At 58.6% G+C, this 13399-nt stretch carries 11 protein-coding genes; 6 read left to right on the top strand and 5 right to left on the bottom strand.

Annotated elements, in window-relative coordinates:
- Positions 1-170: 170 nt before the first annotated feature.
- Together EU557_RS18540 and EU557_RS18535 are read left to right on the top strand one after the other, a co-directional pair.
- Positions 171-1208, top strand: a complete 1038-nt coding sequence (locus EU557_RS18540; protein ID WP_135531960.1) for an SDR family oxidoreductase — start codon at positions 171-173, stop codon at positions 1206-1208.
- 292 nt (positions 1209-1500) lie between these two features.
- Entirely contained in the window at positions 1501-3435 is a 1935-nt protein-coding gene (locus tag EU557_RS18535; protein ID WP_135531959.1) for a cytochrome c oxidase subunit I, read from the top strand.
- Positions 3436-3579: 144 nt separating this feature from the next.
- Here EU557_RS18535 and EU557_RS18530 read toward each other — a convergent pair whose 3' ends face one another.
- Positions 3580-3876, bottom strand: coding sequence for a hypothetical protein (locus EU557_RS18530; protein ID WP_135531958.1), 297 nt, complete (start codon positions 3874-3876; stop codon positions 3580-3582).
- A gap of 60 nt (positions 3877-3936) precedes the next feature.
- Positions 3937-4671 (bottom strand): metal-dependent hydrolase, encoded by a 735-nt coding sequence (locus tag EU557_RS18525; RefSeq protein ID WP_135531957.1) that lies wholly within the window; start codon positions 4669-4671, stop codon positions 3937-3939.
- A gap of 632 nt (positions 4672-5303) precedes the next feature.
- On the opposite strand from EU557_RS18525, the gene EU557_RS18520 reads away from it, so the two are divergent.
- The 3 genes from EU557_RS18520 to EU557_RS18510 all read left to right on the top strand — a co-directional run bounded on the left by EU557_RS18520 (position 5304) and on the right by EU557_RS18510 (position 8850).
- Positions 5304-6896, top strand: a complete 1593-nt coding sequence (locus tag EU557_RS18520) for an ATP-binding cassette domain-containing protein (RefSeq protein WP_135531956.1) — start codon at positions 5304-5306, stop codon at positions 6894-6896.
- A gap of 164 nt (positions 6897-7060) precedes the next feature.
- Entirely contained in the window at positions 7061-7990 is a 930-nt protein-coding gene (locus EU557_RS18515) for a helix-turn-helix domain-containing protein (protein WP_135531955.1), read from the top strand.
- A gap of 98 nt (positions 7991-8088) precedes the next feature.
- Positions 8089-8850 carry an SDR family NAD(P)-dependent oxidoreductase gene (locus tag EU557_RS18510; protein WP_135531954.1) on the top strand — a complete coding sequence of 254 codons (762 nt, stop codon included), beginning with the start codon at positions 8089-8091 and terminating at the stop codon, positions 8848-8850.
- A 338-nt stretch (positions 8851-9188) separates the two neighbouring features.
- Here the strand turns inward: EU557_RS18510 and EU557_RS18505 are convergent, their stop codons facing one another.
- A complete protein-coding gene (locus tag EU557_RS18505) occupies positions 9189-9932 on the bottom strand; it encodes an HAD family hydrolase (RefSeq protein WP_135531953.1) in 744 nt (247 codons plus the stop codon).
- A gap of 148 nt (positions 9933-10080) precedes the next feature.
- Positions 10081-10419, bottom strand: a complete 339-nt coding sequence (locus EU557_RS18500; protein ID WP_135531952.1) for a winged helix-turn-helix transcriptional regulator — start codon at positions 10417-10419, stop codon at positions 10081-10083.
- Between the two features lie 145 nt (positions 10420-10564).
- Between EU557_RS18500 and EU557_RS18495 the strand changes: the two genes are divergently transcribed.
- A complete protein-coding gene (locus tag EU557_RS18495) occupies positions 10565-11332 on the top strand; it encodes an MBL fold metallo-hydrolase (RefSeq protein ID WP_135531951.1) in 768 nt (255 codons plus the stop codon).
- A 371-nt stretch (positions 11333-11703) separates the two neighbouring features.
- On the opposite strand, the gene EU557_RS18490 is transcribed toward EU557_RS18495, so the two are convergent.
- Entirely contained in the window at positions 11704-13146 is a 1443-nt protein-coding gene (locus EU557_RS18490; RefSeq protein ID WP_135531950.1) for a Gfo/Idh/MocA family protein, read from the bottom strand.
- Positions 13147-13399: the final 253 nt, after the last annotated feature.

Below are 13399 nucleotides of genomic sequence, written 5' to 3'. Positions count from 1 at the left end.
AGCGGAGTTGTCTGGTATAGGGCGTAAAGCTGCCCTGGCAAGAAGTAAAGAAGGTAGCGTATATAGTATATATCCCTTGTAAAAAGTAGGTTACGCCCTGATTTTGCATAGCCACGTGGTTCAGCCTGACGTAATGAGAGCTACGACTACCAATCTGAACCTACTGACCTATGAAACTCAAACCACTGAACCAGCAAACCATTGTTATTACTGGGGCCACCAGCGGCATTGGCTTGGCTACGGCCCGCATGGCCGCCGAGCGCGGTGCCCGGCTCGTGCTGGCCGCCCGCAGCGAAGCCGACCTGCACCACGTTGCCGCCGAGCTCAGCCACAAGGGCGCCCAAGTAATAACGGTAGCCGCCGACGTAGCCAGCGTGGCCGATATTGAGCGCATTGCAACTACTGCGAAAGAACGCTTCGGGGGCTTTGATACCTGGATTAACAATGCGGCGGCTTCCATCTGGGGCCGTCTGGAGGAGGTGAGCCATGAGGACAACCACCGGATGTTCGAGACCAACTTTTGGGGTGTGGTATATGGCTCGTTAGCTGCCGTGAAGCACCTGAAAAAGCGGGGTGGCGCACTCATTAACCTGGGTAGCGTGGCTTCGGATATTGCGTTTCCATTGCAGGGTATGTACTCGGCCAGCAAGCATGCTATTAAAGGCTTTACTGATGCACTGCGCATAGAGCTGGAAGAGGAGGGAGCCCCCATTTCGGTTACGCTCATCAAGCCTGCCGCCATCAACACGCCCTTCCCCCAGCACGCCCGCAACTACATGGACAAGGAGCCGAAGCTGCCCCCACCCGTGTATGAGCCCGAGGAAGTAGCCAACGCCATTGTGCATGCCGCCCAGCACCCCGAGCGCGACATCTACATTGGGGGCGGTGGAAAGATGTTCAGCACCATGAACAAGCACCTGCCCCGGGCCATGGATTTTATGAATGAGAAGGTGAACATGAAGCTGCAGGCCCGCGACGAGCCTCCGCGCAACCCTGCCGGCTCCCTGCACGGCCCCTACGTGCCCGACGGCAAAGTACATGGTGACCATCCGGGCTACGTGATGAAAACAAGTTTATATACCCGCGCTAGCCTGCACCCCGTCATTACCGGGGCCTTTGCAGCGCTGGCTGGGGGCATTCTGGTAGCGCTGTTGTCGGGTAAGAACGGCAGCAGTGAAGCAGTAAGCAACGAAAGCGCCAACGAGTAACAACCCGCTAGGCCTGTAAAGCATACGCCTCCCACTACTGTAGCAGTAGTGGGAGGCGTTTTTTATGCGCTAGGCCACTGGTATGGCTATGGCCAGCCTATAAGCTGCAGAGCAGGTGGTTTAGCCGGGTGTGCTAGGCAAATACGTATCTGATTTACGTAGTAAAACTCAGATAAATAGTCGTTTGTGCGGATAAATCCAGGGGGAGGTTTCCAGACTTTTATCCTGAGTGGCGGGCCTTAGAGGCCCCGGCTCGGCTCCGGACCTGTTCATACCCAACTCGCCTTGTACTATGGATTCAACCCCACTCATCAATTCGGAAGGAAACCTCAACCGCCAAGGACCAGTAGGAACCGCCACCCAGGGCAGCACTGCCCAACGGCAAACGGAGATTGAAGGTGGGGCGCGCACAACCGAGCCCGGCATTGAGCACGACGAGCACGTGCACCACGACGAGCACCACGAGGAGCAGAACTTCTTTCAACGGTACATTTTCAGCACCGACCATAAGACCATTGCCAAGCAGTTCCTGATTACTGGTATTGCCTGGGCCTTCATTGGAGGAGCCCTTTCCAGCATCATGCGCCTGCAGCTGGGCTGGCCAGAATCCACGTTTGAATGGCTGCAACCAGTACTCGGCAAGTGGATTGAAGCCGGTAAGCTCAACCCCGAGTTCTACCTGGCGCTGGTGACCATGCACGGCACCATTATGGTGTTCTTCGTGCTCACGGCGGGCCTGTCGGGCACGTTCTCCAACTTCCTGATTCCGCTGCAGATTGGGGCCCGCGACATGGCCTCAGGCTTCATGAACATGCTCTCGTATTGGTTCTTCTTTATTTCCAGCGTTATCATGTTTGTGTCCCTGTTCATTGAGACAGGACCTGCGGCAGCTGGTTGGACAATTTATCCGCCACTGAGTGCGTTGCCCCAGGCCATTCCGGGGTCGGGGGCCGGTATGACACTGTGGTTGGTTTCGATGGCTTTGTTCATTGTGTCGCAGCTATTGGGAGGCGTGAACTACATCACCACGGTCATCAACCTACGCACCCAGGGCATGAGCATGAGCAAACTGCCGCTGACTATCTGGGCCTTTTTCCTGACGGCCATTCTCGGCCTGCTGGCCTTTCCGGTACTGTTCTCGGCGGCTCTGCTGCTGATCTTCGACCGCTCATTTGGCACGTCCTTCTTTCTGTCTGATATCTACATCGCCGGGCAGGCGCTGCCTCATACCGGGGGCTCACCCATTCTGTTTCAGCACCTGTTCTGGTTCCTAGGCCACCCCGAGGTGTACATTGTAATTATGCCGGCCATGGGCATTGTGTCGGAGGTGATGGCCACGAATGCCCGCAAGCCCATTTTCGGCTACCGTGCCATGATTGGCTCCCTGCTCGGCATCACCTTGCTCTCGTTCGTTGTGTGGGGCCACCATATGTTCGTGACGGGCATGAACCCATTCCTCGGCTCAGTCTTCATGTTTCTGACGCTGATTATTGCGGTGCCTTCGGCGGTCAAGACGTTCAACTGGCTGGCCACCCTGTGGCGCGGTAATATTCGCTTTACTACGGCCATGCTGTTCGCTATTGGCTTTGTGTCGTTATTTATTTCTGGCGGCCTTACGGGAATTGTGCTGGGTAACTCGGCCCTCGATATCCAGATGCACAACACCTACTTTGTGGTAGCTCACTTCCACCTGGTAATGGCCAGCTCGGCCATATTTGGCCTATTTGCTGGCGTGTATCACTGGTTCCCGAAGATGTTTGGCCGCCACATGGATGAAAAGCTCGGCTACGTCCACTTCTGGTCTACTATTGTGGGGGCCTACTGCGTATTCATGCCCATGCACTACATCGGCATTGCCGGCTTCCCGCGCCGCTATTACGCCTGGACGGGCTTCAACACCTTCAGCCAATTTGCCGACCTAAATAAGTTTATCTCTCTGGCTGCCATTTTGGTGTGGCTAGGCCAGTTCATATTCCTGTTCAACTTCATCTACGGCATCTTTCGCGGCCGGCGAACCACCCAGAACCCTTGGAATTCTAACACGCTGGAATGGACTGCGCCCGTCGTGCCCGGCCACGGCAACTGGCCTGGCGCTATTCCTTCCGTTCACCGCTGGCCGTACGATTACAGCAAGCCCGGGGCCGAGCATGACTACATCCCCCAGAACATCCCGTACTCACAGACGCAATCCTCTAACCTGCCCTACGAAAAAGACCCGGCAGAGTAGCCCCTAACAACTAACCATCTATCAACCCCAACCCGGCCGGACCTCCAAGTCCGGCCGGGTTGGGGTTGATAGATGGTTAGTAAAAGAACCGGCCCGCTCACTGAGCGGGCCGGAGAGAATTAGCTACTGCAACAGGGCGGTGACTTAGCCCAGAGGCTGCCATGGCTGCTCTACCACCGCGGCGGTGTTTTTGGAGAGGAAGTCGTTGTAGAGCTGTTCGGCGGGGCCCTGGCCTAGCAGTGGCTTTCCTTCGCTGGGCAGCACCAGCAGCAGGGCATCGGGGGCCATGCCTAGCAGGGAGGTAAGCTGCTGCTGTAAAGCATCGGGGTGTTGCACGTAGGCCTCCTGCAGCTTCACCACGGTAAGGTGCTGGCCGTTGTGCTCAATGTGGGCAACCACGCCCGCGGGGCCGGTGGAGAAAGTATCGGTGTCGTTCTTCATGGAGGAAGGGTTCGGTAGGTGGAGCTATCCTATACGGGCCCGGCCCGGCAACCGCCGTTTTTAGCGAAGGGCCGTCAGTGCCAGTGTGTCGCCGGGTTGCAAGGTGTGCACCGTTACGCCCGCGGTCGGGGAGAGGTAGGTGCGCAACTGCTCCGGCGTGCCTACCAACGAGGCAAACGTACCATAGTGAAACGGCACCACGTGGCGCACCCCTAGCAGCCCCGCCGCGTAAGCTGCTTCCCGCGGCCCCATCGTGTACCGGTCACCAATGGGCAGAATGGCTACGGTCGGGTGGTACAGGTCGGCTAGCAGGCGCATATCCCCGAACAGGCCCGTGTCGCCGGCGGCGTAGAGGACCGTGTTATCGGAGAAGCGCAGCACGTAGCCAACGGCTTCATGTGCATAGCCTGTGCGGCCGCCGGGCAAATCGATGTGGGCTGCGTGGTGGGCTACGGTCATGGTGAGGCGCAGGCCTAGCACATCAATGCTGCCGCCCACGTTTATGGCCTCGCACTGCTCCGGCAATACGCCATGCTCCTGCAGGTAAAACCGCACGCGGGCGGGCGCTACCACTTTGGCTCCGGTGCGCGCCAAGAGGGTGAGCATTTCCGCATCAAAGTGGTCGTCGTGGCCGTGGGTGATGAGCACAAGGTCAACCTGCTCAGGCTCGCGCAATTCATCTGGTACGAAAGGATTATCAGACAGCCACGGATCTAGCAGAATCACGTGCCCTTCGGGGGTGGTAATGCGGAATGAGGAGTGGCCTAGGAGCTGAAGTTGGGTGGTAGTGGGCATGCGAGCAAGGTAGCAGAAACTCGTTGGCTGAAGCCATGCCGGAAAGAGGAGTTATGGCGCATAACACAGTAGCGCTACTGCCCACCGGGAGGATAAATTTCAGGAAACCCTATATTTGCCTCGGATATACCCACCTGTACTCCAATGGAAATCACTGAGTAGAAAAGATAATGGCGTACCGGCCGCATTCTGAAGTTCACCAGAATGGATGGTCAGTACTTGAAAGGTCCAGTTATCCGCCGCGCTATTCTAGCTTGGCCGCCAACCTCAGTTTGCATGTAATCCATTCCCTGGCCTAGGCCTGTTCCTCAGTTCTTCCTGCGCCTCACGCGGCCAGCTTCCCGTGAAGCGGCTAGTGGCATTTCCGCGCTGCACGTGCCGCTGCTGTGTTGCTACGGCGTTTCGGCGGGCTTCTGTATTCCTGAGGCCGCCGGTATCTGGGCGCAATGCCCCAAGCTCTTTTGCCATTGCGGCTTGCTGAGTACGCGGTTGGCACTCCGGCAGAGAGAACAGGTTGCCTAGGCCTATTCCTTGTGGCTCCTGTCGCGCCACCTAGCACCTCCCATTTGTAATGCAAGCGGCTGCCTGCGGGTAGCTGCGCTTGGCGTTATCCACCTTCTATCGTTTGCACTATGAGTATCGTAGCAAGAGCACTGACTTATACTCACCCCGATAAAGAAGTTCTTTTTCAGAACCTCCAGTTTTCCCTCCTGAAAGGCGGTAAGGCCTCCCTGCTAGGGAATAATGGCGTCGGAAAATCTACTTTCCTGCAGCTGATTGCCGGCCGGGTGCTGCCTTCGTCTGGCGAGGTGGGGCTTGCCGAGACGCCATACTACGTGCCGCAGCACTTGGGCCAGTACGATGCCTGTACCGTGGCCGAGGCGCTGGGCGTGGCCGGGCAGCTACAGGCGTTGCAGGCTATTTTAGCCGGTGAGGCAACCACCGAAAACTTCAGCCTCCTGAACGACGCCTGGGACCTGGAAGAGCGCGTTTGGTCGGCCCTCTCTTGTTGGCACCTGCAGCACCTAGGCCTATGGCAGCCCCTGCGTGCGCTAAGCGGAGGCGAGAAAACCAAGGTGTTTCTGGCTGGGGCGCTGATTCATGACCCCGGCATTATCCTGCTGGATGAGCCCTCCAACCACCTCGACGGTGAAAGCCGCCACCTGCTCTACGAGTTTATGGAGCGCAGCAAGGCCACCATACTGGTAGTCAGCCACGACCGCGCCCTGTTGAATCTGGTGAATCTCACGCTTGAGCTGACGCCCACCGCGGTGGAGGTATACGGTGGGAATTACACGTTTTACCGGGCGCAAAAAGACGCCAAGCTAGCGGCCCTCCATGCCCAAGTAGACGATAAGGAAAAGACCCTGCACCAAGCCCAGCAAAAAGCCCGCGACGTAGCTGAGCAGCGCCACAAGCAGGAAGCCCGCGGGAAAGCCCAGGGTCAGAAAAAGGCCCTGCCCCGCATTGTGGCCGGTAGCCTCAAGAGCAAAGCCCAGCAAAGCTCCGCCCAGCTCAAAGAAGCTCACGCCGACAAAATCAACGGCATTACCCAAGACCTGCAGCAGATAAGGGCGCAGTTGCAGGCACAGCAACTCCTGAAGATAGACCTAGCCAAGCCAGACCTGCACCGGGGTAAAACGTTAGTAGAAGCCCAGGCCCTCAACTTTACCTACGCCAAAGAGCCGCTCTGGCAAGCCCCACTAACGTTCCAGGTGCGCTCGGGCGACAGGGTGCGCATTGCCGGTAGCAACGGAGCCGGCAAGAGTACCCTGCTGAAACTCATGACGGGCAGCTTGTCGCCCACCAGTGGAAAAATTTACGTGGCGGATTTCGAGTACTTCTACATCGACCAGGACTACTCCTTGCTGAACAATGAGTTGACGGTGTTTGAGCAGGTGCAACGCTTTAACTCGCGCGGCCTGCTAGAGCATGAGTTGAAAACAGTGCTCCATTACCAGCAGTTTCCTCGCCAAGCCTGGGACCGAAAATGCGCTGGACTCAGCGGCGGCGAGAAACTAAAGCTGCTGCTCTGCTGCCTCATCGTGAGCAACAACGCCCCCGATGTGCTCATCCTCGACGAGCCCACTAACAACCTCGATGTATACAGCCAGGAAGTGCTTACCGCCACCGTGAAAGACTTCGGCGGCTCCGTGCTGTTAATTTCTCACGATCAGTATTTCGTAAATGCCATTGGCGTGGATACCACCATTCAGCTGGCATAGTTGGTAACATGACCAGATTACTACTATAGCTGAGTAAGAAGAGAGCCTGAGCGAGTGGCCAGCGCCGCCTGCTCGGCTACTCAACGTTTACATCAGCCTAGAAACTGCTCCTAGGCCACTTGCCCTGGCCTAGGAGCAGCGAATTCTCCAGTATTTTTACCTGCATGAAAGCTACTTCGCTCGATCAATTTTACCAGCGGCTGGCAACTGCCGTAGGTACTGAGCCGCAAACCTTGCTCCCGCCTGATGCGGAGCGGGCCGTTGGGCACTTCAACGTATTCAACATTGCCGAGCAGTTTCGCAACTACCCCGAAATGCCGGTGATGCCCTACGACCGGCGCGCCTACTACAAGATCAGCCTGATTAGGGGCCGCAGCCGCGCGGAGTACGCCAACAAAGTCATTGAGCTCGACCAGAACGCTCTGCTTTTTGCCACGCCCAAAGTGCCCTACTACTGGGTTCCGCAAGATCCGGCTCAGACGGGGCGCTTCTGCGTGTTCACCAGTGAGTTTCTGCTGCCGGCTAAGAGCGGAATTGTGCTGGAAGAGCTGCCATTGTTCCAGGCGGATGGGTTTCCGGCCTTTCAGGTGTCGGATATCGACTGGGCAGAGCTCAATACTATCTTCGAGAGAATGGAGCGCGAATTGGCTTCGCCTTACGCCTTCAAGTACGATTTGCTGCGTACCTACGTGCTGGAGCTGCTGCATGCCGGGCAAAAGCTGCAGCCGCTCCCAGCCCAGCAGTCGGTTCCCACGGCTGCGGCCCGCATCACCTCACTGTTCACGGAGCTGCTTGAGCGGCAGTTTCCCCTTACTAGCTCGCCCCAACAGGTGCCGCTGCGTTCCGCCAAAGACTTTGCCGACCGGCTGGCCGTGCACGTTAATCACCTCAACAAGGCGCTGAAGCAGCAAACGGGCCACACCACCACTGCCCTGATTGCGCAACGCTACGTGGAGGAGGCCAAGCGCCTCCTGCAACAGCCCACCTGGACGGTGTCTCAAGTGTCCGACAGCCTGGGGTTTGCCGAGGTAGCCGATTTCTCCCACTTCTTTAAGCGGCACACGTCAGTGTCGCCGGCGGCGTTTCGGCAGTAACCAACTGGATTGAATGGAGCAACAACCGGATTGTTGCGCCCAACTGCCTGCCCGGTCATGGAGCGGACCTTTGCCGCCTAGGTAAACCACATTATTCCATGACCACTTCCAAAATAGCCCTCATCACGGGGGGCAGCCGCGGCATCGGCAAAGACACGGCCCTGAGCCTGGCTAAGCAAGGCACCAATGTCCTGCTCACTTACCAGAGTAAAGAGGCCGAGGCGCTGGCAACCGTTGCCGAAATTCAAGCCCTAGGCCAGCAGGCGGCCGCACTCCAACTCGACACGGCCAACGTAGCCGCCTTTGATGCCTTTTACGCCCGGGTAACCGATACCCTGGCAACCACGTTTGGCGCTGAGCGCTTTGACTTTCTGATCAATAATGCCGGTTCAGGCCTAGGGGCGTCCTTCGCCGAGACAACGGAAGCGCAGTTCGACCACATGCTGAATGTGCACTTCAAAGGCGTGTACTTCCTGACTCAGAAGGCTTTGCCACTGCTCCACGACGGCGGACGCATTGTGAATATCTCCACTGGGCTCACGCGAAGCGTTTTCCCCAACCGGGCGGCCTACGCCAGCATGAAAGGTGCCATCGAAGTCCTGACCAAGCATCAGGCCCATGAGCTAGGGCCACGCCGCATTACCGTAAACGTGGTAGCCCCCGGCGCCATTGCCACCGACTTCAGCGGCGGCATCGTGCGCGATAACCCCCAAGTAAACGCCCACATCGCCGAACAAACTGCCCTTGGTCGGGCTGGCCTAGCCAGCGACGTTGGAGGGGTAATTGCCTTCCTCTGCACCGATGTCGCCGGCTGGATAACCGGCCAGCGCCTAGAAGTATCAGGAGGCATGCACCTCTAGGCCAGTAGGGTTGTGCAGAAGGACAAGTTGGAGCTAGTTTCCTTCCTCAACTGAGGAGGGGTTAGGAGTGGTTGACTGATGCAAGAACAACCCTCTCATGTGGCATTCCGAGCGCAGCCGAGGAATCTCGTGTGCTGACATGGCTAAAGAAACTGTCATGCTGAGCCTGCCGAAGCATCTCTAGCGCTTCGTTGCTGTTCTAGGCCAGTTAGTCAGCAGTAGAGATGCTTCGGCAAGCTCAGCATGACACTATAGGGTAGTCGTTCTAGGCCGTTCAACCACCCCTAGCCCCTCCTCGTCTGAGGAGAGGAACTAGCTTTAGCCCGTAGCCTAACATTCTAAGATAGCTTTTCAACCAGCAACGGCTCACCGGTAATCTTCAACAGCACCTCGGCCAGCGGCTCAAGGCTGGTTATTTCCTCCACGTGCGCTAAGGGGCGAAGGCTGGCGGTGCGGTTGAGCCAAACCGGGCGGATGCCTACTGCCAGTGCCCCCACCACATCGGCCTGCCAGTTGTCGCCTACCATTACAGTTTCGGCGGCGCGGCTGTGCAGGCGCTCTAGGGCTACCTGAAAAATGCGTGGGTTGGGCTTGGGTACCCCAATTTCCTCGGAGGTGATGAGGGCATCTACCAGCGGCGTCATGCCTAGGTATTGGAGCTTCTCCTGCTGCTCAGCCAGGCGGTTATTGGTTACTATGCCAATCTTATAGTGGGGCTTGAGGGCTTCCAGCAAGGGTAGCGCCCCCGCAAGGGGGTGGCGCAGGCGCTGATAATGGCCGTAGTGGCGCTGCGTAAAGTCGGCCAGAGCCATATCGGTGCTGGCCACTCCGTAGGGCGCCAGCAGCCGCTGAAACCGCAGGCGGCGGGCCTCTTCGTAGGTGTATTCACCGGCCAATACCCGCGGGTGCATCTCCTCCAATATCTCGCTGTACTGTTGGTATAAGACCTCCAAATCGGTGCCCGCAAACTCTGGGAGCCCGGCGGTGCTAGTCGCCAGTGCTGCGCGGGCGGTATTGGCGTGGTCGAAAAGGGTATCGTCTAAATCGAAGAGGATGGTTGTAACCGGCGAGACGAGCGGCATGAGGGTACGGTGCGGTTGAGATATGGCCTAGAGTATGATCTGACCAAAGTAGGGTAGGTGGCGAGTAGGCCTGGTTGGCGCAGGAGTTTCTGTAGGCGGTTCGCTTCCCGAAATTACTGCCAGCCAATAGCTGCTGCTGATCCTGCTTTCATGAAATCTGTACCGTTCCCTTGATATGGGTTAACGCCCACTGGTCTAGGCGCTGCAAAATGGGCGCTAGCTCGGCACCTTTAGGGGTCAGCTGGTAGGTCACCTCGGGTGGGAAGCCGTTGTGCACGGTGCGCTCCACAATGCTGGCGTCTTCCAATTGGCGCAATTGTTCCAAGAGTACTTTCTTCGAAACCCGCGGTATGGCCCGCCACAGCTCCGTGAAACGCAGCGCGCCGGATGCCAGATGGAAAAAGATAATCGGCTTCCATTTGCCCGAGAGCAGGCCTAGGGCCACTTTGGTGGCGCAGAATTCAACCTCGTGATAGGTGTGGCGCATACATGGGAAACGAAAAGGTAACTAGGTAACCAATGGGTAACCTTCTTGGCGTGGCGGTAGAGGCAAAGATACTTTTGCCTCGTTAGGTAGCCGCTGCCGCTAGGGTGCCGCGCCTAACCAAGGTAGTATGTAACCCGCTTCTCCTATGCAAGTTCAACTGATTCGTAACGCCACGCTGCTGCTGAAGGTGGCTGGCAAAACCCTGCTCGTCGACCCGATGTTGGGCGCCCGTGCCCAGTACAACCCCATTCCGGTGGCTGGCAACGAGCTGCGCTATCCGCTGGTGGAGTTGCCTTTCCCGGCCGAGGAGCTGCCCCCGCTCGTGGCCTCCCTCGACGCCGTGCTGCTCACCCACACCCACCCCGACCACTGGGACGCCGTGGCCCAGGAACTCCTGCCCAAGGAGTTACCCATCTTCTGCCAGCCCGCCGACGTGGAAACCCTGCTAGGCCAGGGCTTCACCCAGGTGCGCCCCGTTAAAACGCAGCTCGAGTGGGAGGGTATCCGCCTCTTCCGCACCACGGGCCAGCACGGCACCGGCGAAATCGGTCAGCTAATGGGCACGGTTTCCGGCTTCTTGGTGGAGGCCGAGCAGCAGCGCCTCTACATTGCCGGCGACACTATCTGGTGCGACGATGTAACCCAGGCCCTCGACCAATACCAGCCCGATGCCGTAGTGCTCAACGCCGGTGCTGCCCGCTTCGTGCAGGGTGACCCCATCGTGATGACGGCCGCCGAAGTAGTGCAAGTGGCCCAGCACGCCCCACAAGCCCAGGTATATACCGTGCACCTGGAAACCGTGCCCCACGGCACCGAAAACCGAACCACTACCCAAGAAGTAGCCGAACGAGAGGGCCTATCATCGCGGGTACACGTGCCTGCTGACGGCGAGTGGATAACCATCCAGAAATGAGCACAACCTTCTGATATAAGAACAATGTAGAGACGCGACACTTCGCGTCTCGGCCCAGAACGACTGGCCTAGCACGTTCACCGCTCCATAGCCCAGGGTTTAAACCTGGGCTAGTGAACAACGATTCGCAACGTCAGCACGCGAGATGCTTCGGCTGCGCTCAGCATGACGTTCTTTTCTCACTGGCCACTCAGCCTAGAACGATGCGAGGTAAATAACATCAGCACGCGTCGAGACGCGAAGTGTCGCGTCTCGACATCGTTCTCACATCAGCAGTACGCTACTGCAGAAGCTTATAGAATACGTGGCGCCTGCAGCTCTACCTTCTCAGACTTGCAGATACTCTGCTAGGCCACACCGTAGGCCTCTGATTACTGCCAGCCGGGCCGGTAGTCGCGCTTGACGAAGCGGTTCACATCGTCGAAGTTCGTGACGCGGAGCTGCTTGGGGTCCCAGGTCAGCTCAATGCCGCGGCCGGGATAGTCTACGCCGGGGCCGGTGGTTTTGGGGCGCTGCAGGTCGTAGCCCCGAATGGCCAGATTGGCCATGAGCAGCGCTTCGGTGAGCGGGCCTGCCGTTTCAAAAGGGGCACTGACGGTGTGGTTGCCGTGCCCGGCTATGCAGGCTTCTACCCACTGGGCGTAGTGGCCCTCGGCCCCGCCCGGCACGCGGGCCAGGGTAGGCTTCACTTTCGCCTCCTGGTTGCGGGAAAGCGGCAGTAGGCGCGGATCGGCGGCATAGGTGCTGGCCATCATTTTGCCCTTCTTGCCCACAAACAAAATGCCGTTGCCCCCGTCGCCAAACAGCTCGTTGGGGCCTAGCTCATCGGGCCGCTCCGGCTGAATGCCGCCGTCCATCCAGTGCACCGTCACTTCCTGCTTATTGCGTTTGGTGGCCGGGAACGTGAGCGTGACGTGGCTGGAGGGCGGGCAGCTCTCGGGGAAGTAGCCGCGCTTAAACTCATCCACGTACACGCTACCCACGCTGGCCTGCACGGAACTGGCGTATTCCAGGCCCAGCACCCGGAAGGGCGCTTCCAGCAGGTGGCAGCCCATGTCGCCGAGGGCGCCAGTGCCGTACTCCCACCAGCCGCGCCAGTTAAAGGGCACCAGCTTATCCACGTAGGGGCGGAAGGGTGCCGTGCCCAGCCACAGGTCCCAGTCTAGCTCGGGGGGCACGCTGGAGGCCGGCGAAGGCCAGGCAATGCCCTGGGGCCACACGGGGCGGTCGGTCCAGCAGTACACGGTGTGCACCTTCCCGATGAGGTTGGCATCGTACCACTCCTGCAGCTGCCGCACCCCGTCGCCGGAGGCGCCCTGGTTGCCCATCTGCGTGACTACGGGGTAGCGCTTGGCGGCCTCGGTCAGGGCGCGGGCTTCGTAGAGGTCGTGGGTGAGGGGCTTTTGCACGTACACGTGCTTGCCCAGCTGCATGGCCGCCAGCGTGACGGCCGCGTGGTTGTGGTCGGGCGTGGCGACTGATACGGCATCGAAGTTCTTGGACTCCTTATCAAGCAGCTGCCGCCAGTCTTTGTAGTATTTGGCCTGCGGAAAGGCCTGCCTCGACTTCACCGCCCGGCGGTCGTCTACGTCGCAGAGGTAGCCGATGCGCGCTTTGCCGGATTTAGCAAACGAGGCCAGGTCGCTTTCGCCCTTGCCGCCTACTCCCACGCCCGCAATTACGAGCTGGTCGCTGGGGGCAGTGTAGCCCTTGCCGCCCAGCACGAAGCGGGGCACAATCATGAACGTGGCCGCCGCGGCGGCACCCTGCTTGATAAACTCGCGCCGGGAGGGCAGGAGGGGAGTTTGGCTCATACGGAAGGAAGGATAGCAGCGAAACACAAACCAGTCGCCCACCGGGCGCCTGGGTACGCTGGCCCACGGATATGCCTGGGCCCAAATAGAATAAGCGCTATAAGGTAGTAAAATCAGGTATATAGCCTACTAACCTGCTAACCATTAGCCCGTCATGCCGCGCCATTAGCCCATCCTCTCACGCCAAAAGAATGTCATGTCGAGCTGGTCGAGGAATCTCGCGTGCTGACGTTGCAATAGTAACTCAACACAA

Origin of the sequence: Hymenobacter wooponensis, assembly GCF_004745865.1 — a bacterium.
GTDB lineage: Bacteria > Bacteroidota > Bacteroidia > Cytophagales > Hymenobacteraceae > Hymenobacter > Hymenobacter wooponensis.
The sequence above is the reverse complement of the archived record's forward strand: the minus strand, read 5'-3'. Positions and strand labels throughout refer to the sequence as shown.

Coding starts and splice junctions, on each gene's coding strand:
- EU557_RS18540 (WP_135531960.1), top strand. CDS start 171: ATGAAACTCAAACCACTGAACCAGCAAACCATTGTTATTACTGGGGCC.
- EU557_RS18535 (WP_135531959.1), top strand. CDS start 1,501: ATGGATTCAACCCCACTCATCAATTCGGAAGGAAACCTCAACCGCCAA.
- EU557_RS18530 (WP_135531958.1), bottom strand. CDS start 3,876: ATGAAGAACGACACCGATACTTTCTCCACCGGCCCCGCGGGCGTGGTT.
- EU557_RS18525 (WP_135531957.1), bottom strand. CDS start 4,671: ATGCCCACTACCACCCAACTTCAGCTCCTAGGCCACTCCTCATTCCGC.
- EU557_RS18520 (WP_135531956.1), top strand. CDS start 5,304: ATGAGTATCGTAGCAAGAGCACTGACTTATACTCACCCCGATAAAGAA.
- EU557_RS18515 (WP_135531955.1), top strand. CDS start 7,061: ATGAAAGCTACTTCGCTCGATCAATTTTACCAGCGGCTGGCAACTGCC.
- EU557_RS18510 (WP_135531954.1), top strand. CDS start 8,089: ATGACCACTTCCAAAATAGCCCTCATCACGGGGGGCAGCCGCGGCATC.
- EU557_RS18505 (WP_135531953.1), bottom strand. CDS start 9,932: ATGCCGCTCGTCTCGCCGGTTACAACCATCCTCTTCGATTTAGACGAT.
- EU557_RS18500 (WP_135531952.1), bottom strand. CDS start 10,419: ATGCGCCACACCTATCACGAGGTTGAATTCTGCGCCACCAAAGTGGCC.
- EU557_RS18495 (WP_135531951.1), top strand. CDS start 10,565: ATGCAAGTTCAACTGATTCGTAACGCCACGCTGCTGCTGAAGGTGGCT.
- EU557_RS18490 (WP_135531950.1), bottom strand. CDS start 13,146: ATGAGCCAAACTCCCCTCCTGCCCTCCCGGCGCGAGTTTATCAAGCAG.